General features: G+C 34.0%; 18 protein-coding genes. 15 read left to right on the forward strand and 3 right to left on the reverse strand.

Going from position 1 to position 21,638, the window contains the following annotated elements; all coding sequences use genetic code 11:
• Nucleotides 1-89: 89 nt before the first annotated feature.
• Nucleotides 90-1,319, forward strand: a complete 1,230-nt coding sequence (locus tag ACNO7W_RS14770; protein ID WP_417938701.1) for an RsmB/NOP family class I SAM-dependent RNA methyltransferase — start codon at nt 90-92, stop codon at nt 1,317-1,319.
• A 129-nt stretch (nt 1,320-1,448) separates the two neighbouring features.
• Here ACNO7W_RS14770 and rho read toward each other — a convergent pair whose 3' ends face one another.
• Nucleotides 1,449-3,221, reverse strand: coding sequence for a transcription termination factor Rho (gene rho, locus ACNO7W_RS14775; protein ID WP_417938702.1), 1,773 nt, complete (start codon nt 3,219-3,221; stop codon nt 1,449-1,451).
• Between the two features lie 181 nt (nt 3,222-3,402).
• Here rho and ACNO7W_RS14780 point away from each other — a divergent pair, with 181 nt between their 5' ends.
• The 3 genes from ACNO7W_RS14780 to ACNO7W_RS14790 all read left to right on the forward strand — a co-directional run bounded on the left by ACNO7W_RS14780 (nt 3,403) and on the right by ACNO7W_RS14790 (nt 6,340).
• Nucleotides 3,403-3,816, forward strand: coding sequence for a DUF4293 domain-containing protein (locus ACNO7W_RS14780; protein WP_143388046.1), 414 nt, complete (start codon nt 3,403-3,405; stop codon nt 3,814-3,816).
• Nucleotides 3,817-3,958: 142 nt separating this feature from the next.
• Nucleotides 3,959-4,621 carry a response regulator gene (locus ACNO7W_RS14785; RefSeq protein WP_417938703.1) on the forward strand — a complete coding sequence of 221 codons (663 nt, stop codon included), beginning with the start codon at nt 3,959-3,961 and terminating at the stop codon, nt 4,619-4,621.
• 24 nt (nt 4,622-4,645) lie between these two features.
• On the forward strand, nt 4,646-6,340 hold the full coding sequence (locus tag ACNO7W_RS14790) for a tetratricopeptide repeat-containing sensor histidine kinase (RefSeq protein WP_417938704.1): 1,695 nt from the start codon (nt 4,646-4,648) through the stop codon (nt 6,338-6,340).
• Between the two features lie 3 nt (nt 6,341-6,343).
• Here ACNO7W_RS14790 and ACNO7W_RS14795 read toward each other — a convergent pair whose 3' ends face one another.
• Nucleotides 6,344-6,841, reverse strand: coding sequence for a metallophosphoesterase family protein (locus ACNO7W_RS14795; RefSeq protein ID WP_417938705.1), 498 nt, complete (start codon nt 6,839-6,841; stop codon nt 6,344-6,346).
• A gap of 152 nt (nt 6,842-6,993) precedes the next feature.
• On the opposite strand from ACNO7W_RS14795, the gene truA reads away from it, so the two are divergent.
• The 11 genes from truA to ACNO7W_RS14850 all read left to right on the forward strand — a co-directional run bounded on the left by truA (nt 6,994) and on the right by ACNO7W_RS14850 (nt 20,242).
• Nucleotides 6,994-7,728 (forward strand): tRNA pseudouridine(38-40) synthase TruA, encoded by a 735-nt coding sequence (gene truA / locus ACNO7W_RS14800; RefSeq protein ID WP_143388042.1) that lies wholly within the window; start codon nt 6,994-6,996, stop codon nt 7,726-7,728.
• 64 nt (nt 7,729-7,792) lie between these two features.
• On the forward strand, nt 7,793-9,547 hold the full coding sequence (locus tag ACNO7W_RS14805; protein ID WP_143388041.1) for an ABC transporter ATP-binding protein: 1,755 nt from the start codon (nt 7,793-7,795) through the stop codon (nt 9,545-9,547).
• A 794-nt stretch (nt 9,548-10,341) separates the two neighbouring features.
• On the forward strand, nt 10,342-11,730 hold the full coding sequence (gene lpdA / locus ACNO7W_RS14810) for a dihydrolipoyl dehydrogenase (RefSeq protein ID WP_417938706.1): 1,389 nt from the start codon (nt 10,342-10,344) through the stop codon (nt 11,728-11,730).
• A gap of 231 nt (nt 11,731-11,961) precedes the next feature.
• Entirely contained in the window at nt 11,962-12,450 is a 489-nt protein-coding gene (locus tag ACNO7W_RS14815; RefSeq protein WP_417938707.1) for a hypothetical protein, read from the forward strand.
• An 872-nt stretch (nt 12,451-13,322) separates the two neighbouring features.
• Nucleotides 13,323-14,096, forward strand: coding sequence for a DUF6134 family protein (locus tag ACNO7W_RS14820; RefSeq protein ID WP_417938708.1), 774 nt, complete (start codon nt 13,323-13,325; stop codon nt 14,094-14,096).
• A gap of 10 nt (nt 14,097-14,106) precedes the next feature.
• A complete protein-coding gene (locus ACNO7W_RS14825) occupies nt 14,107-14,796 on the forward strand; it encodes a CPBP family intramembrane glutamic endopeptidase (RefSeq protein ID WP_417938709.1) in 690 nt (229 codons plus the stop codon).
• Nucleotides 14,793-15,782, forward strand: coding sequence for an NAD-dependent epimerase/dehydratase family protein (locus ACNO7W_RS14830; RefSeq protein WP_417938710.1), 990 nt, complete (start codon nt 14,793-14,795; stop codon nt 15,780-15,782). Before ACNO7W_RS14825 ends, ACNO7W_RS14830 begins: the two co-directional genes overlap by 4 nt.
• Nucleotides 15,775-16,581: an SDR family NAD(P)-dependent oxidoreductase gene (locus ACNO7W_RS14835; RefSeq protein ID WP_314895601.1), complete on the forward strand. Its 807-nt coding sequence runs from the start codon at nt 15,775-15,777 to the stop codon at nt 16,579-16,581. The genes ACNO7W_RS14830 and ACNO7W_RS14835 overlap by 8 nt, the downstream gene beginning before the upstream one ends.
• 619 nt (nt 16,582-17,200) lie before the next feature.
• Nucleotides 17,201-18,187: a tyrosine-type recombinase/integrase gene (locus ACNO7W_RS14840; RefSeq protein WP_417938711.1), complete on the forward strand. Its 987-nt coding sequence runs from the start codon at nt 17,201-17,203 to the stop codon at nt 18,185-18,187.
• Between the two features lie 135 nt (nt 18,188-18,322).
• A complete protein-coding gene (locus ACNO7W_RS14845) occupies nt 18,323-18,988 on the forward strand; it encodes a DUF6624 domain-containing protein (RefSeq protein ID WP_417938712.1) in 666 nt (221 codons plus the stop codon).
• Nucleotides 18,989-19,132: 144 nt separating this feature from the next.
• Nucleotides 19,133-20,242: an IS110 family transposase gene (locus ACNO7W_RS14850; RefSeq protein ID WP_417938713.1), complete on the forward strand. Its 1,110-nt coding sequence runs from the start codon at nt 19,133-19,135 to the stop codon at nt 20,240-20,242.
• A gap of 681 nt (nt 20,243-20,923) precedes the next feature.
• On the opposite strand, the gene ACNO7W_RS14855 is transcribed toward ACNO7W_RS14850, so the two are convergent.
• Nucleotides 20,924-21,638, reverse strand: a 715-nt coding sequence (locus ACNO7W_RS14855) for a transposase (protein ID WP_417938714.1), incomplete at its 5' end; no start/stop codon positions are given.

A 21,638-nucleotide genomic window follows, 5' to 3' on the forward strand; every position in this document is an offset into this window, starting at 1 on the left:
TTTATGCCAAAAGATTTAAAAACAACATTCATTATTAAAAATATAACATTCAATCAATTAATAGTACCTTTGCACCTCAATTATTTAAAATGAGATTACACAGAAATTTAGTTTATACTACCATCGACGCTTTAAATGCCATTTTTAACGAAGGCGAATATGCTGACAAAGTGGTAGCAAGATCCTTAAAAAAAGACAAACGTTGGGGAAGCTCTGACAGAAAATTTGTTGCCGAAACCATCTACGAAATTGTACGTTGGAAAAGATTATACGCAGAAATAGCCGAAGTAAAAGAACCTTTTGACAGAGACAATCTTTGGAGAATGTTTTCTGTATGGGCAGTTTTAAGAGGCTACCCTATTCCTGATTGGCGTCAACTGGAAGGAACTCCGGAAAGAAAAATAAAAGGACGTTTTGACGAGCTTTCAAAAGTGAGAGCCTTAAAAGAATCTATTCCGGATTGGATGGATGAATTGGGAGTTAAAGAATTAGGTGAGAAAGTTTGGGCAACTGAAATAACAGCTCAAAATCAACCAGCCAAAGTTATCCTAAGAGTCAACACACTTAAAACAACAAGAGAAGCGCTGCGCGCCATTTTAATGGATTTAAACATTGAAACAGAAACGCTTAAAAATCAGCCAGATGCTTTAGTTTTAAAAGAAAGAGCCAACGTTTTCCTAACTGACGCTTTTAAACAAGGTTTTTTTGAAGTTCAAGATGCCAATTCCCAATTAGTGGCTGCTTTCCTTGATGTAAAACCAGGAATGCGTGTCGTTGATACATGCGCCGGTGCAGGTGGAAAAACATTGCATATTGCCTCTTTGATGGAAAACAAAGGACAGTTAATCGCTATGGATTTGTATGAAAGCAAATTGAAGCAATTAAAAATCAGGGCCAAAAGAGACGGTGCTTTCAATATTGAATACCGTATTATTGACTCCACTAAAATTATCAAAAAATTACACGAAAAAGCAGACCGTGTTTTAATTGATGCCCCTTGCAGCGGATTAGGAGTTTTGAAAAGAAATCCGGATGCCAAATGGAAATTAAAACCAGAGTTTATCGATAACATCCGTAAAGTACAATCGGAAGTTTTAGAAAGTTATTCTAAAATTGTAAAACCCGGTGGTAAATTAGTGTATGCCACTTGTTCCATATTACCATCAGAAAATCAAGAACAAATTGCCCGTTTTTTGACTACTGATATCGGTAAACAATTCAACTTTGTTAAAGACCAAAAAATCTTGGCTTCAGAATCTGGTTTTGATGGATTCTATATGGCATTGTTAGAACGAAAAGAAGAAGTTAAAAAGGTTTAAGGTTTAAGGTTAAGAAAATAATCCCATAAAAAAGTCCTCGAAATCGAGGACTTTTTTATGGGATTATTTTCTTAGTTCAATCTTTTTTCAACTTCAAACCTTAAACTAAAAAAACGTTAAACTAAATTATTAATCATTCATTGAGATTAAAAACTCTTCATTATTCTTGGTTTTCTTGAAACGGTCATTGATAAAATCCATCGCTTCCACCGGGTTCATATCCGAAAGGTATTTTCGCATAATCCACATGCGCTGTAATGTTTTTTGATCCAATAACATATCATCACGTCTTGTACTTGAAGAAGTTAAATCGATAGCTGGAAAAATACGTTTGTTAGCAATTTTTCTATCCAATTGCAACTCCATATTACCAGTACCTTTAAATTCTTCAAAAATAACTTCGTCCATTTTCGAACCAGTTTCTGTCAGAGCAGTAGCGATTATACTTAACGAACCTCCATTTTCTACATTACGGGCAGCTCCAAAGAAACGTTTTGGTTTTTGCAATGCATTTGCATCAACACCACCACTTAATACTTTACCAGATGCTGGTTGAACCGTATTATATGCTCTCGCCAAACGCGTAATCGAATCCAATAGAATCACTACATCATGACCACATTCTACCAAGCGTTTTGCTTTTTCAAGAACGATATTAGCAATTTTAACGTGCTCTTGTGGTTCTCTGTCAAATGTGGAAGCAATTACTTCACCACGCACACTACGTTGCATGTCTGTAACCTCTTCCGGGCGTTCATCTATCAATAAAACAATCAAATAAACTTCAGGATGATTCGCTGCAATTGCATTGGCAATTTCCTTAAGCAACATGGTTTTACCTGTTTTAGGTTGTGCCACAATCATTCCACGTTGTCCTTTTCCTATTGGTGAAAACAAATCGATAATTCGCGTTGAAATAGTGCTTTGCTTTTCAGCCAATTTGAATTTTTCTGAAGGAAAAACAGGCGTTAAATGTTCGAATGAAACCCTATCACGAACCACTTGAGGATCGTGTCCGTTTATTTTTAAAACTCTTACTAATGGGAAAAATTTTTCTCCTTCTTTTGGTGGACGAACCACTCCTTTTACGGTATCTCCGGTTTTAAGACCGAACAATCTAATTTGAGAAGTTGATAAATAAATATCATCTGGCGAAGCCAAATAATTATAATCTGAAGAACGTAAGAAACCATATCCATCAGGCATCATTTCAAGAACGCCTTCACTTTCTATAATTCCGTCAAATTCAAAATCAGAAGCAGCAAAATTACTTTTCTTATTTTTAAAATTCGGATTTTGATTCCCATTTCCGCTCCCGTTTTGGTTCTGGTTAGGATTCTGCTTATGCAATTGATTTGGGTTTATTTTTTTTACCGGTGCAGCAGAAATTTCTGTTTTTTCTTCAGTTGCTACATCTATAACCTCTACATTTTCTTTGGTTGCTTCTTTTACTTCATCCTTATCCTTTTTTAAAGCAATTTTCTTTTCGTAGGCCGATTTATTAAATTTAATAATCTTACCTACTTTTTTTCCTGCATCTACTGCTTCAGTAATTTCACTTACTTCCTCAACTGGTGTAATTACTTCAACCGGATGGTTTGCTTCAACTGGAGTACTTATTTCTACTACAGTTTCTTCTTTTTCGAAAAGAGAATTTGTTACCGTTTTTTGAATCGCTGCTTTTTTAACAGGAACGATTCGAGCTCTTTTAGGCTTATCGTCTTCAACGTTACTTTCCTTTTTTGTTTCTAATATCGAATCAACGTTAGCCGCTTGATGCTCTAAAATATGACTAATTAATGTCTCTTTTTTTACACCGTTAAACTTTATGGTTTTAGCTGATTTAGCTATTTCTTGAAGCTCAGATAGCTTCATTTCTTTTAATGCAGAAATATCAAACATGAATGTTCTTTGAGTTTAATTAATTTGGAAAATTGTAAAGATAGGTAGTAAACTTTTTTATTTTGAATCAACCGCAGTATGAAGTGCTTACGGAATTGTTATGCAATAATACGAATAAAATTTAATCATACAATAGCATTTATAAAAAAGAAAATATATTTTTGTAGAACAAATTCAAACCATGATACAAAGAATTCAAACCATTTATTTATTTCTTGCTTTTGTAGTTACAGGAATTTTACCATTTTTCATTCCTTTATGGACAATGAATAACGGTTCGGATTATTTTTTTATGCAAGACCAAGTGTATGTTGTATTATTCGGGTTAAGCACTACGCTGACTTTATTGAGTATTGTATCTTATAAGAAAAGACAAAATCAATTTGTTATTGGCAGATTGAACATCATATTAAATTTAATTTTATTAGGATTGTTTGTATATCGTTCACTAAATTTATCTGGAGAAACACTAGCTGTTTCGGAGAAAGGTATTGGGATGTTTCTACCTATAGTTGCTATCGTATTATTAGTCTTGGCTAATAAGGCCATCAAAAAGGATGAAGATCTTGTAAAATCTGTGGACAGATTGAGGTAAACCTATAAACTTAATTTATTAGTGCGGAGAAAGCCCGAATGTAACAGTTCGGGTTTTTTTATGCATATAATATTCTAAAAATAATAAAAACCTTGTTAAATGACTCGTTAATTTTTATAAATTTGGACCTAGTAATTCCATTATGAAAACAAAAATCAGAATCCATCTAGCAGACGACCATCAAATACTTATTGATGGAATCTCTACTTTACTGCAAACCATTCCTAATTATGAAGTGGTGGGTTTCTCGCTAAATGGAAGCACCATTTATGATGATGTTACGAATAATAAATCTGACATTCTCATATTGGACATTAATATGCCTGAAAAAGATGGAATTGAGGTCATTAAAGAATTCGCAGAAAAAGGATTTCCTTGTAAGGTTATTATTCTTTCCAGTTATGACGACTTGAAATTGATAAAAGAAATCATGAAACTTGGTGCTAGTGGTTATTTAACAAAACAATGTGCCGGTGAAAATATCGTCGAAGCCATTGAGGCAATTTCGAGAGGAGAAGAATATTTTTGCAAACCAGTTCGAGAAAAAATATTTAATTCTTTCACAAAGAACAATCCAAAACTAAACAAATACGAGCCGGTTTCAAATTCGATTTTGACAGGACGCGAATTGGAAATCATCACTTTGATTTCATTAGAATACAGCGGTAAGGAAATTAGCGAGCAACTGTTTATCAGTACAAATACCGTTGAAACGCACCGCAAAAACATAATGAAAAAACTAAAAGCAAAGAATACTATCAGCATAGTCAAATATGCCATTAAAAACAATTTGATTAAATCATAAATTAAGCAGTAAAAGTCCTTTTTTATGTCTCAATTTCGAATTAATATAGTGTCCATTTTACTGCTACTTTTTTTTAGTACTGTTTTTTTTGCTCAAGAAAAAACGCCTTCTAAAAAAGAAATCACGCAATTGGCAAAAGAGGCAAATCAATACATGAAGAAGGGCCATTTTGAAAAATCTCTGATAAAAGCCAGAATCGCTTTACATTATGCCATTGCTATTAAGGATGATAATCTTATAGCCTCAATTTACAACACAATTGGCGCCAATTTTGATGAATTAACTGAATTTGACAAAGCCTTTTTTTACTACAACAAAGGCTTAATTTATGCTAATAAAACCAATAATAATCAATTAAAAAACTGGCTTTATAATAATTTAGGGAACATTTATTGCTTTGATAAAAAACAATATGAAAAAGGAATTGTTTGTTATAAAAAATCACTGGAATACAGTAAAAAAACAAGTGATTTTAGCCAAACTGTTTTTACAAAACTCAATATAGCTTGGGCCTATTTTGACATTGGTGATTTTGACAAGGGAATACCTTATTTAAATTACATTAATCAATACCACAAAAAATATGGTGATGCATCTACTCTAGTGGCACTAAACATGCTTAACGGCATGTATCATGGTTATAAAAATGATATCGAAAAAGCCAACTTCTTTTTCCAGAATGCTATACGATTAGGAAATGAAGGGAATGAGAAATCAGATTTATCCTTTTCGCACCAAGAATATTCCAAATTTTTATTAAAAAATGGTAAATTTCAAAAAGCATATGAAAATCTGGCGCTTTACAACTCCATTACAGCCGAACTTAATTATGAAGAGAAACTAAAAAAAGCCAATGTTGCAGGAATTAATCTCGAAATCGATGGGTACAAAAGAGAGATTGACAACATAGAAACCAAATACAAAACCAAACAATATTTATTATTAGAAAAGCAGTCTAAAAATAAAAAAATTAGCCTTGTAGTCATTTCGTTATTGCTTTTAATCATCATTCTCTTTTACTTTTTATTTCAGAATACCAAACTAAAACAAAACAATAAACTCAAAGACCTGCAAAGCAAAATTCAGGAAAACATAATCAACGCGTCTATAAATGGACAGGAATTGGAAAGAAAAAAAATTGCTTCTTTTTTACATGATAACATTAGTGCTTTGCTGTCTTCTGCCGGATTACATTTAAATGTTTTTACTTCCCAAAATCAATCCCCACCACAAGAAATATTAAAAACTAAAGCGATATTAGTAGAAGCACATGATAAAGTTCGTGATCTATCACATGAACTTATGCCTACACTTTTGGCACGGTTTGGTTTGTTTTATGCCCTGGAAGATTTATGCGAAAAAAATTCAAACTCTGTAATTCAATTTAAATATTCAAGTCCGGTACCGACAAAAAAGCGTTATAATGAAGAATTTGAAATGAAAATTTATTTTATCATCAGCGAACTATTGAATAATATAACCAAACACAGTCAGGCAAACACTGCAAAGATTACCATTCAGGAAAACAATAGTACATTGCAAATTCATGTCTATGACAACGGAAAAGGTTTTGATCCCGCTCATTTTCATATCCTTGAGGGTTTTGGACTCAATCAGATTCAGGCGAGGATAAACAACTTAAAAGGAGGCATTTCTATCGATTCCAAGCAAAAATCCGGAACCTCGATTTATATCGTTGTGCCTATAGCACATAAATAAAAATCACCCCTTTTTTTCAATTTCTATAATTTCCAAATCCTTTATTTTGTCCCCATCAATCACAAAACGCAACATCGTGCGCACCTGATGAAAACCGCTTTTTCCTGCCGCACCGGGATTCATGTGTAATAAATTATGCTTTTTATCAAATATCACTTTCAGGATATGAGAATGCCCGCAAATAAATAGTTTTGGAGGATTCGCATCCATCTCCGCTTTAATATTGGGATTGTATTTCCCCGGATAACCGCCAATATGCGTAATCCAAACATCAACACCTTCACACATAAACCGGTTGTGCAAAGGAAATTCCAATCTGGCTTTTGCGTCATCAATATTGCCATAAACACAACGCAACGGTTTTAATTTTTTTATCGCATCAGTTACAGCTAAATCACCAATATCACCCGCATGCCAAACTTCGTCAGCCTGCGCAACATATTTTAAAATGGTATCGTCAATGTGACTGTGCGTATCCGAAAGGAGCAGTATTTTTTTCATTATTTTAAAGGTACAAGGTAGCAAAGGTACAAAGTTGCTGAGTTTAGTCTCCTATTATTAAAACAAAACCAATTACAACCTAAACTTTTAACCTTTACTCCACATAAAAACTTTGTACCTTTGCTACTTTGAAACTTTGCGACAAACAAACCTTGAGATATTTCATAAAATTAGCATACAACGGAACCCATTATCACGGCTGGCAATACCAACCCAATGCTGCGTCAGTGCAGGAAACGATGAACAAAGCGTTTTCGGTGTTATTGAATACGGAGATCAATCTCATGGGAGCCGGACGCACAGATACCGGTGTTCATGCTAAGGAAATGTATGCTCATTTTGATTTTGAAACGCCATTTGATATTCCAAATTTAGTTCACAAACTCAACTCCTACTTACCCAAAGACATTGTTGTTTATGACATAATTCCCGTATCTGATGAAGCACACACTCGTTTTGACGCTGTAAAAAGAACGTACGAATACCAGATCAACACGTTTAAAGATGTGTTTTTGCAAGAACAAAGTTGGTATTTCCATCAAAAATTAGATGTAGATTTAATGAACGAAGCCGCAAAATTATTATTTAATCATACTGATTTTCAATGTTTCTCTAAAGTAAATACGGATGTGAATACTTTTGACTGCACGATTTTTGAAGCCTATTGGAAACAAGAAAACGGCAATCTGATTTTCACGATTTCGGCAAATCGTTTCTTACGCAATATGGTTCGTGCCATTGTGGGAACATTGGTTAACATAGGTTTATATAAGATTACATTGGCGGATTTTACTGCCATTATAGAAGGCAAAAACAGAGACAAAGCTGGTTTTTCGGTTCCGGCACATGGCTTATATTTAACCAAAATAGAGTACGATTATTTATAGCTTTAGGCTACAAGCTTTAAGCATTATGCCTAAAGCATAAAGCATAAGGCTTAAAGAAAAAAAAATGAAAGCAAAAGCATTTGATACCCGATTATTCAAACGAATATTACAATACACAAAACCGTACCAATGGCGTTTTAACGGTGTAATAATTTTCGCCATCTCGTTGTCTATCTTTGCGGCATTGCGTCCGTATTTATTGAAACAAACGGTCGATGGCTACATTGCAACCCAAGACCAACAGGGATTATTAATGTATGTAATCTTGATGGGAATAGTACTTTTACTCGAAGTATTCTCCCAATTTTACTTTGTGTATTGGGCGAACTGGCTGGGTCAGGATATTGTGAAAGACATTCGAACAAAATTATTCAAACACTTGTTGAGTTTCCGAATGAAATATTTTGATCATGTTCCCGTGGGCCAACTGGTAACCCGTTCCGTTTCGGATATTGAATCTATCGCCCGAATTTTCAGTCAGGGATTGTTTATGATTATCAGTGACTTGATGAAAATGTTTGTTGTGCTTATTTTTATGTTTTACATGAACTGGACGCTGACTTGGATTGTAATTGTGGCTATGCCTATTCTGGTTTTCTTCACCCGAATATTCCAAAAGAAAATGCAAGTGGCTTTTGAGGAAGTGCGTACACAAATTGCCAACATGAACTCCTTTGTACAAGAGCGTGTTACAGGAATGAAAATTGTACAACTCTTTAACAGAGAAGATATTGAGTATGAAAAATTTAAAAGCATCAACGACAAACACAAAAAAGCCTGGATAAAAACCATTCTTTACAACTCCATCTTCTTCCCTATTGCTGATATTATTTCATCTCTGACATTAGGATTTATTGTCTTATATGGCGGAATCAAGATATTAAACGGAGATAATTTTACCACTTTTGGAGATTTATTTTCTTATACCATGTTTATAGGAATGCTTTTTAATCCGTTACGTCAAATTGCGGATAAATTCAACGAGATGCAACTGGGAATGATTGCTGCTAATCGTGTTTTTGATATTTTGGATACCCAAGATCAAATTCAGGATACAGGAACTATTGAAGCGCCAATTTTTAAGGGAAATATAAAATTTGAAAACGTTCGTTTTGGTTATATTCCTGAAGAAGATGTTATCAAAGGAATTGACCTTCAGGTAAATGCCGGACAAACTATCGCCATTGTGGGTTCTACGGGCGCAGGTAAATCAACGATTATCAACTTGTTAAACCGTTTTTATGAAATCAACAGCGGTTCCATTTATATAGACAATCACAACATCGAACATTACACTTTAAGCTCCCTACGCACACAAATTGCGGTGGTTTTACAGGATGTTTTCCTTTTTGCCGATACTATTTTCAATAATATCACATTAAATAATCCAGCTATAAGTCGGGAACAGGTTTTGGTCGCAGCCAAAAAAATTGGCGTCCATGATTTTATCATGAGTTTACCTGATAATTATGATTTTGATGTAAAAGAACGCGGTGTAATGCTATCGTCAGGACAGCGCCAGTTAATTGCCTTTTTGAGAGCGTATGTAAGTAATCCAAGTATTTTGATTCTGGACGAAGCCACTTCATCAATAGACACGTATTCCGAAGAATTGATTCAACGTGCCACCGAAACCATTACCAAAGGCAGGACATCCATTGTAATAGCACACCGTCTGGCAACCATTGTCAATGCAGATAAAATTGTGGTGATGGACAAAGGATTGATTGTGGAGCAAGGCACGCATCAAGAGTTAATCAACCGTGAAAGTGGGTATTACAAGAACTTGTATGATTCCCAGTTCTCAGTGGCTAATTAAGTTTTTTTTACCGCTAAGTTTTTTTTACTGCTAAGATTATAAAGGTTTTTTGCCGCTAAGACACAAAGGCGCTAAGTTTTTGACGTAAGGAGCGTAATTTTTTTTTACCGTTAAGTTTTTTTTGCCGCTAAGACGCTAAGTTTTTTTTGTTGATAAGGCGCTAATTTTATAAATTCAATTAAAAATTCGTGAATTCTATCTAACTCTTTTCAAATGGTTGGTATTAAGAATTCGAAATAGTATTACGGCACTATAAAATCTGCTGAATCTGCGTGCTAAAAATTTTTCACGCAGATTTTGCAGATTCAGCAGATTAGTGTTGTGGAAAATCTGTTTTTTATCAGTATTTCGCTTTAGCGAACCTATTTCATCTGCTTACGGTTGACAACGTTTTTCTGAGTTAGCAACTATTTGTCAAAGTACCCAACTTTCTTTAAATTCGTGGCTAATTAAGTTTTTTATGCTTATCCTTTAACGACCTAAACCAAAATACAGCCACAAATTACACTAATTATCACTAATTATTTTTTAATTTTAATTAAAAATTCGTGACAAATTAGTGTAATTCGTGGCAAAAAATAAGTTAGATACTAATATTAACAATCCTATAATTCGATTTAAAATAACGGTGTTTTTTTGAAAATTTGTTAGTTTACTACTTTATTTCATTGAAACTTTCTCAAAACAGAATAAATCCTTAAATTCGCCCAATCAATTAAATAAGAGAAACACACAAAAATGAAATAGGCTTTTGCTAATTCCATTTTTACAACTAAAAAATAAATACTTAAAAAATGAAATACGATATTATAGTTTTAGGAAGTGGCCCAGGCGGTTATGTTACAGCCATTAGAGCATCACAATTAGGCTTTAAAGTAGCCGTGATTGAAAAAGAAAACTTAGGCGGAGTATGCTTGAACTGGGGTTGTATCCCAACCAAAGCGTTACTAAAATCAGCTCAGGTTTTTGATTATCTAAAACACGCTTCTGATTACGGATTGACTGTTTCATCATTTGATAAAGACTTCCCAGCTGTTGTACAACGCAGTCGAAGTGTAGCTGACGGAATGAGCAAAGGGGTTCAATTCTTGATGAAAAAAAATAAAATCGACGTGATTGATGGTTTTGGAAAACTAAAACCAGGAAAAAAAGTTGATGTTACAGACAAAGACAATAAAGTTACCGAATACAGTGCAGATCATATAATCATTGCAACTGGAGCCCGTTCTCGTGAGTTGCCAAACTTACCACAGGATGGTATAAAAGTAATAGGATATCGTCAAGCAATGACTTTACCTACACAACCTAAATCTATGATTATTGTAGGTTCTGGAGCGATTGGAGTAGAATTTGCACATTTCTATAACTCGATGGGAACTGAGGTTACCATTGTAGAATTCATGCCAAACGTAGTTCCTGTAGAAGACGAAGACATTTCAAAACAAATGGAACGTTCATTGAAAAAAGCAGGTATCAAAATCATGACAAACGCTAACGTAGAGAAAATTGACACTACCGGAGCAGGTGTAAAAGCATTTGTGAAAACGGCCAAAGGAGAAGAAGTTTTGGAAGCAGAGATTTTACTTTCGGCTGTTGGGATTAAAACCAATATTGAAAACATAGGACTGGAAGAAGTAGGAATTGCTACTGACAGAGATAAAATATTAGTAAACGCATACAATCAAACCAATATTCCGGGTTATTATGCCATTGGTGATGTTACACCAGGACAAGCATTGGCTCACGTGGCTTCGGCTGAAGGAATCAATTGTGTAGAAAAAATCGCGGGACTTCACGTAGAACCTATCGATTACGGAAATGTCCCGGGATGTACCTATGCGACTCCTGAAATTGCTTCAGTAGGTTTGACTGAAAAACAAGCTAAAGAAAAAGGATACGAATTGAAAATTGGTAAATTCCCATTCTCAGCTTCAGGAAAAGCGAAAGCTGCCGGAACACCCGATGGTTTTGTAAAAGTAATTTTTGATGCAAAATATGGCGAATGGTTGGGTTGTCACATGATTGGGGCTGGTGTTACCGATATGATTGCTGAGGCAGTTGTGGCACGAAAACTGGAAACTACAGGACACGAAATCCTAAAATCAATTCACCCACACCCAACGATGAGCGAAGCCGTTATGGAAGCTGTGGCTGATGCGTATGGTGAAGTAATTCATTTGTAAATAAACAACGCGTAGAGACGCACTGCAGTGCGTCTTTACATTATTATAAAATCCGATTTGTGTAAGCAAGTCGGATTTTTTTATGCTTTTTAATCAAATAAAAAAACATCAATCCTATTAAAAAAATATTAATATTTTAACAAATAAATTAATATTAATTCGTAAATTTGATTGTATTGCGCGCTATTTATATGGAAATATGTTAAAATTTAATCATTTAATTTATTTACTATGAAAACACTAAGACAATTCAGCTTAAAGCCGGTATTGATCATTATTTTAATTACTCCTGCTTGCGCTCCCAGTTTAGATGGTTTAGAGACCGGTAATCATTTAAATGGTATAACTCCAATAGACAACAAAAATAATGTTACTATTGTTGTTACTGATGGAACTCTGAAAATAACTTTTTATTGGGACACTGATTTCAATGAAACAATTAATTTCAACGGATTAAATTTTAGTTTTGAAGCAAATAACATGTTAACTGCCACTGACGGAACAAATACTTATAACGGAACCTGGTCAATTACAGACACTAATGGTTATATCGAGAATTTATCAGATTTAAAATTCGATATTACTTTAACGTCCCCAATAAATTTTGTAGAAACAATAAATGAATGGGAAGTCATTGATAAATCTCAAAGTTATATTAAATTAAGAGATGTTATCGGTGTCAATGGCAGAACAGACTTATTAACATTTAGTAAAAATTAAAAACTTGGTTAGCTAACAAAACGAACTGCTACGTACAATAAAACAATTACAAAATGAAGACTTTACTATTGAATCAATATTTAAAATTCAATAGACCCGTTTTCAGCCTTTAAACTTCAATCCTAAATAATAATAATAATAATAATAATAATAATAATAATGGGATCAACCCGATAGTTATTGAGGATGGGCGCTGATTATGAATTGAAAGACTAAATCCGTTTTGTCTTATTCCAAAAAATGAGGCAAAACGGATTTTTGATGAGTACTGATTTTTGGCGTTTTGTTACATTGTTGTCCGGTAATAAACTGTAAATGATGTTACATCTCAACAAGTATAGTCTCTACGGGACATTTTCATACGGTGGGGCCCAATTATTTTTCTACCAACATTTAGCTCCTAACGGAGCATACCCCGTAGGGGTTATATATTGGTAGTAAAATAATTATAAACCCATAAATTGTCCGTAGGGACTATACCAAATTTATATCGGACAATAATGATTTTATCAGTATTAACATTCACTCGAAAACAAATCATAAGACATTAATAAACAATACTTTAATAATTAAAAATATTTTTATTTGAGTTTTTTAAATTTATTTTTTAGTAAATTAGCAGTATAGTTTAAGACGTGTATTTTTTGTCCTTTCTTATTCAAAAAACGGATTGATTAGCAAAACTAATGGTCCTTATAACAGGGCAAATACTCGTTTAAAAACACATAGCGGAGATGGACAAGCAAAAGTAATACTAATTCAGACAAACCGCTTTTGACAATTCCAACTCACAAAATAGTAGACGACCATCGGCTACTAAAAAAAAGGAAGCATAACCAAATGCCATATGAGTAGTGAAATTTTAGAATTGAATGAAATTTGTAACGATTGTTACCTTCTTTAGTCTTGCTGAAAGGTTAGACATCATTCATCAACTTAAAATAGCAGTCATGATACCGTTTCTGATTTATATTTTATTAAAAAAATACCACAACCAAACTTGGGTAAAGAAAATTTTACAAATAAACGAATTTTTAAAAACCCATATCCATAGGAATTTTTCGATTTTTATGTTAAGTCTTTTGTTCCTTGTTTCAATAGTATCAAAAGCTCAAAATCTACAATTGAATTATAAAATAATACGGGGTGGAAATGATATTGGCAGATTGCAACTTGAAAAAAAAATTGTTGGCAATAAATCAAACCTACTATTGATTTCTGAAATAAAAACCCATCTCTTTTTTTTGATTACTGTATCGGTAAAAGAATCATCAACTTTTGAAAATGGAAAACTTATTCATTCTTCCCAATTCCGAAAAACCAACGGCATAACAAAACTGGATAAACAAACAAGCTTTGTAACGGATAAATACGAAGTAATGGAAAATGGTGAAAAGGAAAAACTAAGCTTCCCTTTTATTGGTACAAACCTGTTAAGCATGTATTTTTTAGAACCAATAGATACACAATTAGTGTATTGTGACAAACAACAATGCTTTACCAAAGTAACGAAAACGCATGATGGCGGATATAAAATCAAGCTTCCGGATGGTAACAGTAATAGCTTTTATTACGAAGGTGGAATTTGCACCAAAATAAAGATCAACAATTCGTTTTATTCAATTGAAATAATTCATGAACCTTAAAAAAATTCCCATGCAAACAACAAACATTATGGTATATCTCTTTTGTTATGTTACGTTTTTTTTATTCAGTTGGATAAGTAAAATTAACAATAGCCAAAGATTAATTAATGATGAAGGGATCTTCACGTCAAATCCAAGGAATCTTATCGGCTTTCACATCATGGGAATAATTTGGATCGGGATTATTCCTATCGTACTGTTGAAACATTCCATTTGGAAAGTTTTAATCGGTAATGAAATCTTGGACCGCTCTTTTGTTTTCTTATACATTTTAATTTTTATACTAATCCTAACCATTGTATTCAAACAAAGTAAATATGCTTCCCAAAAAACACAAGAGCCCTCTAAAAGCACTGTTCATTTATCTTCCTCTTTTTTTATCAGTTATTTCATCGTCCGGGTTTTATTCCTGTTTGTTTATGAATTATGGTTTAGAGGTTTTTTACTTTTTGACAGTATCGGTTGGATAGGAATAAATGCAGCTGTTACGGGAAATGTTTTTCTTTATGTATTACTACACATTTTTAACAGCAAAAAAGAGATGTTAGCTTGCATCCCTTTTGGAATATTGGTTTGTTTTTTAAGTATCCTATTTAATGCCGCATGGCCAGCTATCATTCTTCATATTGGTGTTTCATTAGTTTACGAACTTACTATTTATCGGTCTTATTTATATCCCTCTAAAATAGCAAGACTATGAAAATTTTAATAACAGGCGCAACAGGATTTGTTGGACATCAACTTGCACTTACCCTGGCCGAACGTGGAAATGACATAAATGTATTGGTCAGAAACCCTGATTCAGTCCATGTTCCTATGCATAAAAACATTCGGGCCTTTACTGGTGACATTACTGACAAACAATCCATCACAGCTGCTATTAAGGAATGCGAACAAGTATATCATACGGCTGCTCTGGTAAAAATATTTGATAAAGACCCCAGCCTTTTTCATGAAATAAACGTAGAGGGAACTCGTAATATGCTGGAAAAATCCCTTGAAACGGGCGTTAAAAAATTTGTATTCACCAGTAGTTGCAGTGTAATAGGACCATCCTTGAAAGAGCCTATGTGCGAAGATAATTCACGTATTACTTCGTTTGATAATGACTATGATATCACAAAATTCCTGGCCGAAAACCTCGTTACTGATTATGTCCATAAAGGATTGTTTACGGTCATTGTGTCCCCTTCAAAAGTATTTGGTCCCGGTATTGAAACCCATCCTATCAGTGTAAACACGGTAATAAAAAAATTCATCAAAGGGAATCTCACCTTCATTCCCAAACCAGGCAGCCTGACAGCCAATTACTGTTATATTGACGATGTAGTCAATGGTCATATTCTTGCGATGGCTAATGGGACAGGAGGAGAAAAATATATACTGGGGGGAGAAAATATATCTTTTTTGGATTTTTTTCAAACCGTTCGTTCTCTTTCGGGAACAAAAGCCAGACTTATAGAGACACATGAATTTTTTATAAAAACATGGGCTGCGCTACAATGGATACAGTACAAAACAACCAATAAAGAACCTTATGTGACAGAAAAAGGCATCCGACAAATTTTCTGCAACAAAATTTTTAGCAGTGAGAAAGCAATCCGTCAATTGGGATATCAAATTACTCCTTTAAGAGAAGGGCTTCAAGAAACAATCCAATTTTTAAAAAATCAATCCCATGCATAACCATTTTTATACTTTGATAACGGGAGCCAGTGAAGGATTTGGAAAAGCATTGGCAATAGAGTGTGCCAATAGAAAGATGAATCTAATCCTTGTGGCACTACCCGACTCTAAACTTTATGCGCTGGCCGAATTCATAAAACAAAAATACAAAGTTGATGTAATAGCTCTTGAAAAAGACCTTACAATTGAAGAGAATTGCATTTGGGTATTTAAAGAAGTAGAGCAACTTCGGCTCTCCGTAAATATGCTCATCAATAATGTAGGAATAGGAAGCACCATGTTATTCAGCGAAGGAAGTGTCTCTTTTTATCAAAAGCAGCTAAAATTAAATGTGATTGCCACTACCCTGCTCACCAGCCTGTTTCTTGACATGTTAAAGAGTAATAAACCTTCCCATATTTTAAATGTAGGCAGCCTGTGCAGTTTCTTTTTTCTGGCAAAAAAACAAGTGTATGGAGCCACCAAATCGTATATCTATTTCTTTTCAAAAAGCCTGCGTAGGGAATTGAGATCTGATGGTATAAATGTAAGTGTAATTTGCCCTGGCGGTATGAACACAAATGCATCCGTTATGGCGACCAATAAATCAAATAACTGGTTGTTGCGCATGTCAATAATGGACCCGGAAGACGTCGCGCCAATAGCCATTAAAGGTTTATTAAACCGAAAAGAGATTATTATACCCGGACGAATCAACAAATTATTTTTGCTGGCAGACAAGTTGTTGCCCCCAATCATCAATGAAATGATCTCCAATCATCATATGAAAAAGTTCAAATCTGTTTCAGCAATAGAATAGCAACCGAACAACATTCAAGCAAAATTTGTCTCGTTATTTTACAATACGATTTTTTTTATGGGCGTGCCCTCGTTGCAGTACTATTGTATAAAACACACTGTTTTTTCAGCAACAAGGTCAGGCTGTACGTTGCAAACGAAGTTCACTGAACACCTATTAAAAATAACGACTAGGTGAAGTAATCTCCCGAAGAAAAATCGGGAGGATTTTCACTGCCATCCTTCACGCAATAATAATATATGACTATCCGTAATGCGGACTAAAATCATTTCGAATACAATTTTCGTCGTTTGTACATTTATAAAGCATAAATATTAGCCCACAGATTGTACAGATTATACCGATTTACACGGATTTTTTTACTTGGTGAATCAAACTGTTATTTAAATCTGTGCAAAATCCGTTCAATCCGTGTTATCTGTGTGTCCTATTTTATCCTTTGGAACATATTGCGGACTGTCATATAATAATAATGATAGCTTCAATAACCCAATAATCAATACTATAATAAAACATCCCTTATTAAAATAATAATTATCTTTAGTTCACAAAATTAATAATATGATCTGGACAGCAAAACCCATTAAACACAATAACGAGAACAGAATCGCTGTTTATTTTGAAAAAAAATACTGACTTAATTGCACGAATCAAACAAGTGGATGGTGCCCGATGGAGCCAACAAAAAACTGTTTGGCATATTCCCGATACAATCGAAAACAGAGAACGCTTTAAAATAGAGTCGCTTGCAAATTCGTTCCCTTCAACCGAAGGAATTGCTCATATAGAAAAATTCATCCAATGGCTATCGTCCAAAAGATATAGCCCCAGCACGATAAAAACCTATAGCGAAGCGCTAAAATCATTTTTAATATTTTACCGTGAAAAGCAAATTACCGAAATTACAAACGAGGATGTGATTATTTACAATAATGAATTTATTTTAAAGAACAATTTATCGGCATCGTATCAAAACCAAATTGTTAATGCCATTAAACTATTTTTCAGAACGATACAAAATATTAAAATGGAAGTCGATAAAATTCATCGACCAAAAAGAGGACACATTTTGCCGAATGTTTTAAGTAAAGAGGAAATTAAAGATTTACTTTATGCATTAAATAACAAGAAACATAAAGCAATGCTTTGCTTAATCTATAGTTGTGGTTTAAGATGTGGCGATTTATTAAATTTAAAACCAGAAAACATCGATTCAAAAAGAGGCGTGCTCATAATAAAATCAGGAAAGGGCAATAAAGACAGAATTGCCCCTTTGAGTTTACTTATTATAGCAATGCTTCGTGACTATTACAAAGAATTTAAACCAACAAAATATCTTTTTGAAGGACAAATAGCAGGAGAAGCCTATACTGCGAGAAGTTTACAAAACGTATTAAAACAAGCTTTAGAGAAAACTAAAATTAATAAACCGGTAACATTACACTGGTTACGCCATAGCTATGCAACCCATTTACTGGAAGCGGGAACCGATTTGAGATACATTCAAGAAATTTTAGGGCATAGCAGCAGTAAAACTACCGAAATATACACCCATGTAAGTACGAAAAGTATTCAGAAAATAATTTCGCCATTTGACACACTATAGGGATTAAAATTATAAATTAGCGCAACAATAAAAAAGCCTCTTATGGCGTGTATACGTCCAAATTAGCTGTATATGAGTAAGCGAGTGGCGTATATATACAAGTTGTAGGCAATGTTGCCAAAAAAATCGAATTATATGAAAAAAGCATTAATTTTCTTAATTTTAGTTATGATTAGTTGTAATTCAACTAAAGAAATATCGAATTTAGAAAAAGAAAAAATAACTTCCGAACTGGATTACATATTTAATATTGACCAAAAATATAGTACAGGAACTCCTTCTGAAGACCTATTTAAAAAATTTGAGAAAAAAGAAGCGTGGAAAATTTTTGAAATGAAAAGAGATAGTGTTGGTCTTGATAATCAAAAAAAAATTAAAAAATTATATTCAGAATATGGTTATTTTGGATATGATAAGATTGGTAAAGAATACTCGAAAAAATTTTGGATTACTATCCAACACGCTGACAATGATATTAAGTTCCAACAGAAAATGCTTAAAGAATTAGGAAAAGAAATCGAGAAAAATAACGCAGAAAAATCTAATTATGCAATGCTTGAAGACAGAATTTCAATTAACCTAAACCAAAAGCAGAGATTTGGTTCGCAAGTTACTTACAATAAAGTAGGACAAGCAATTCCAAAGAACGGATTACTTGATTCATTAAATGTTGATAATTTGAGAATTAAATATAATTTACCTCCGTTTAAAGAATATTATAATTGGATGACGACAAGTCATTTTGAAATGAATAAAGATTATTTTTTAAAACAAGGAATGAAAGAACCAAAACTATATTAATAAAAACACTACCTACAACAGCTAGAACAGCTAGAACAGCTAGGGTTTCGTTGCGTGCGAAGCACGAACAAAGAAGCACCTATGTAAAAGCAGTAAATTTGAGCATCAAATAAAAATCGTTAAATATTAACTGCAGTCCAAAAAATGGCTGCCAAATCTTTAATCATTATGAATACTCAAATTACTGCAAATCCAAAGATATATATTGGTTTGGATATCCACAAAAAAACATGGACTGTTTCTATTCAAACGGATATTTTTTTCCATAAAACTTATTCTATGCCATCAAAATCATCGGATTTGTTTGATTATGTAGAGAAGAATTTCCCAAAACATGAAGTGAATTTGGTTTATGAAGCAGGCTGTTGTGGCTTTTCCGTGGCTCGCTATTTCTTGAATTTGGGCTGGAATGTATTGGTTGTAAATCCTGCTGACGTAAAAACAGGCGACAAGCAAAAATACCAAAAAACAGATGCTCTTGACGCTAAAAATTTATCTAATCAACTCAAAGCAGCCACTTTAATTGGTATAAATATTCCAACCGAAGCCGAAGATCAGTTTACTTCCTTGGCGCGTCATCGTACTCAAGTTACAAAAAAATTGCGTCAAACAAAGTCCCATATCAAGAGTTTATTGCTTTTCCATGGTATCGAAATTCCAGCAGAATATGACAATTCTAATTGGGCAAATGGATTTATAGAATGGCTTGAAAATTTGAAATTCAGCACTAATTGCGGTGATTTGGCAATGCAAGGAAAAATAAGAATGTTCAAATTTATCAAATCTGAATATTTAGAAATAGCGAATCAAATGCGTGCTTATTGTCGCAAAGAACATAAAACAGATTATTATTTATTGAAAAGTATTCCGGGAATTGGAGGCTATTTGTCAGCGGTAATTATTGCCGAATGTGGCGATTTGCGACGCTTTAATACTGAAGGACAATTTGCCAGTTTTGTGGGTATTGTTCCTGGAATGTACAACAGTGGCGGAGGCGAAAAATGTTTAGGAATAACTCCTAGAAGTCGCTCACAACTGAGAAGTTATCTTATAGAAGCCGCATGGATAGCGATACGGAAAGATGCCGAGATGCAACAGTATTATAGGAAACATCACGGAAAAAACGTAAAAAATATTATTGTGAAAGTGAGTCATAAAATGACTCGAAGAATTTTGTCGGTCATCAAAAAACAAACACCCTATCAAGTAAATGTGAATTTAGTTTTAGAAAAAAATGAAAAAAAGTCAGCCTAAAACACCAGAAAATTCAACTTCAAAACACGGTGCCGATCCAACTCCATTGGAAGCCGCATCGCCAAGCAGGTAGCTGATTTTCTTTAAAAAAAACTAAAAACTAAAAAGATAATACAAAATCATCTTAAAAGTCTCACAATACAACAAGAGAAATAGACTGCAAAACACAGGTGGTAGTTGCAAAATAGACAAGCTACATCATGAAGCAGGCAGCTATTTTTTATCAATCTTACAACCAAACCGGTGCTGGTGGCTATTAGTTTAGACCACAAATAGGAGCTTGAGATTTAAGATTACCAAAAGAAAAAATATGGAATAAAAGAGTAGAAAATTATTCGTGGCATTATTGAAAAAGTTAGAACAACTTTTTCATGTCCTAAGCCTTCGGCGGACAAAAAGTTGTTTCCAACTTTTTCAACAAGCTGTTGAAACGGCATTTTTATACTCAAAAAATAACGACATATCGCTCAGTTTATAAAAGTTGTTGATAACTTTAGTTGCTTTACATAGGAACCCGTGTTGAACGGAACCGGAGTACCTGCCATTAACACTATGGAGTTTTCGTAAAGTTTTTGGATAGAATATCAAAAGGATTTTGCATCCTTTTTTTTTGGAGTGGTTTCAGATTGGTTTTTTTGGTGTTTTCCTTCACTTTTGGGCACAATTGCCCTTACCCATAATTTAGCTTTTACAGGTAATTGGGTTTTGGCTACCGCCAAGATACCAAGCAGGCGGACCGCGCTGATCAAAAACCGCTATTCGGTGTAAATTGCCTGTTTTACAACAAGGACATTTGGGTAAAAAAGGCTTTCTTTCTGCTTTTTCCAGTACTTTCACTTGGAGTTTCTCCTGCAAAAGTTTGAGTTTTTGTCGTTTCCAAGTACTGCTCAAAAAACCGTAATGACGAATCTTGACAAATCCCTTGGGCAAAATATGCAATGCAAACCGCCTGATAAACTCCCGATGCGTAAGTGTCATTTGCTTTTTAGCTCCCGCCATTCGATAATCCTTGTAGTCAAAAGTGACATTCTGCCCATCAATATTTTTGATTCGGTGGTTACTAATGGCAATTTTGTGAGTGTATCTTCCCAAATATTCCACCACCGATTTTGGACTTCCAAAAGGACGTTTGGCAAAAACGACCCACGGTTTCTGCCATAATTCCTGACGGATTTGCTCGTAGCCGATCGGGTTTTTTGCCTTGAGCTTTTCACAATATTTTGTCCTAAAAACTTTAGACAACGCCTTGACTGGAAACAGAAATTTACCATCGGTTCGACTATTTTTCCATTGTCCGTTTTTGTCCACGCCACCGCCCGGAACAATGCAATGCAGATGCGGATGCAAGCTCAATTGCTGTCCCCAAGTATGCAAAACGGCAATCATTCCCATTTGC

The organism is Flavobacterium sp. ZB4R12 (assembly GCF_048276375.1).
Classification (GTDB): Bacteria; Bacteroidota; Bacteroidia; order Flavobacteriales; family Flavobacteriaceae; genus Flavobacterium; species Flavobacterium gawalongense.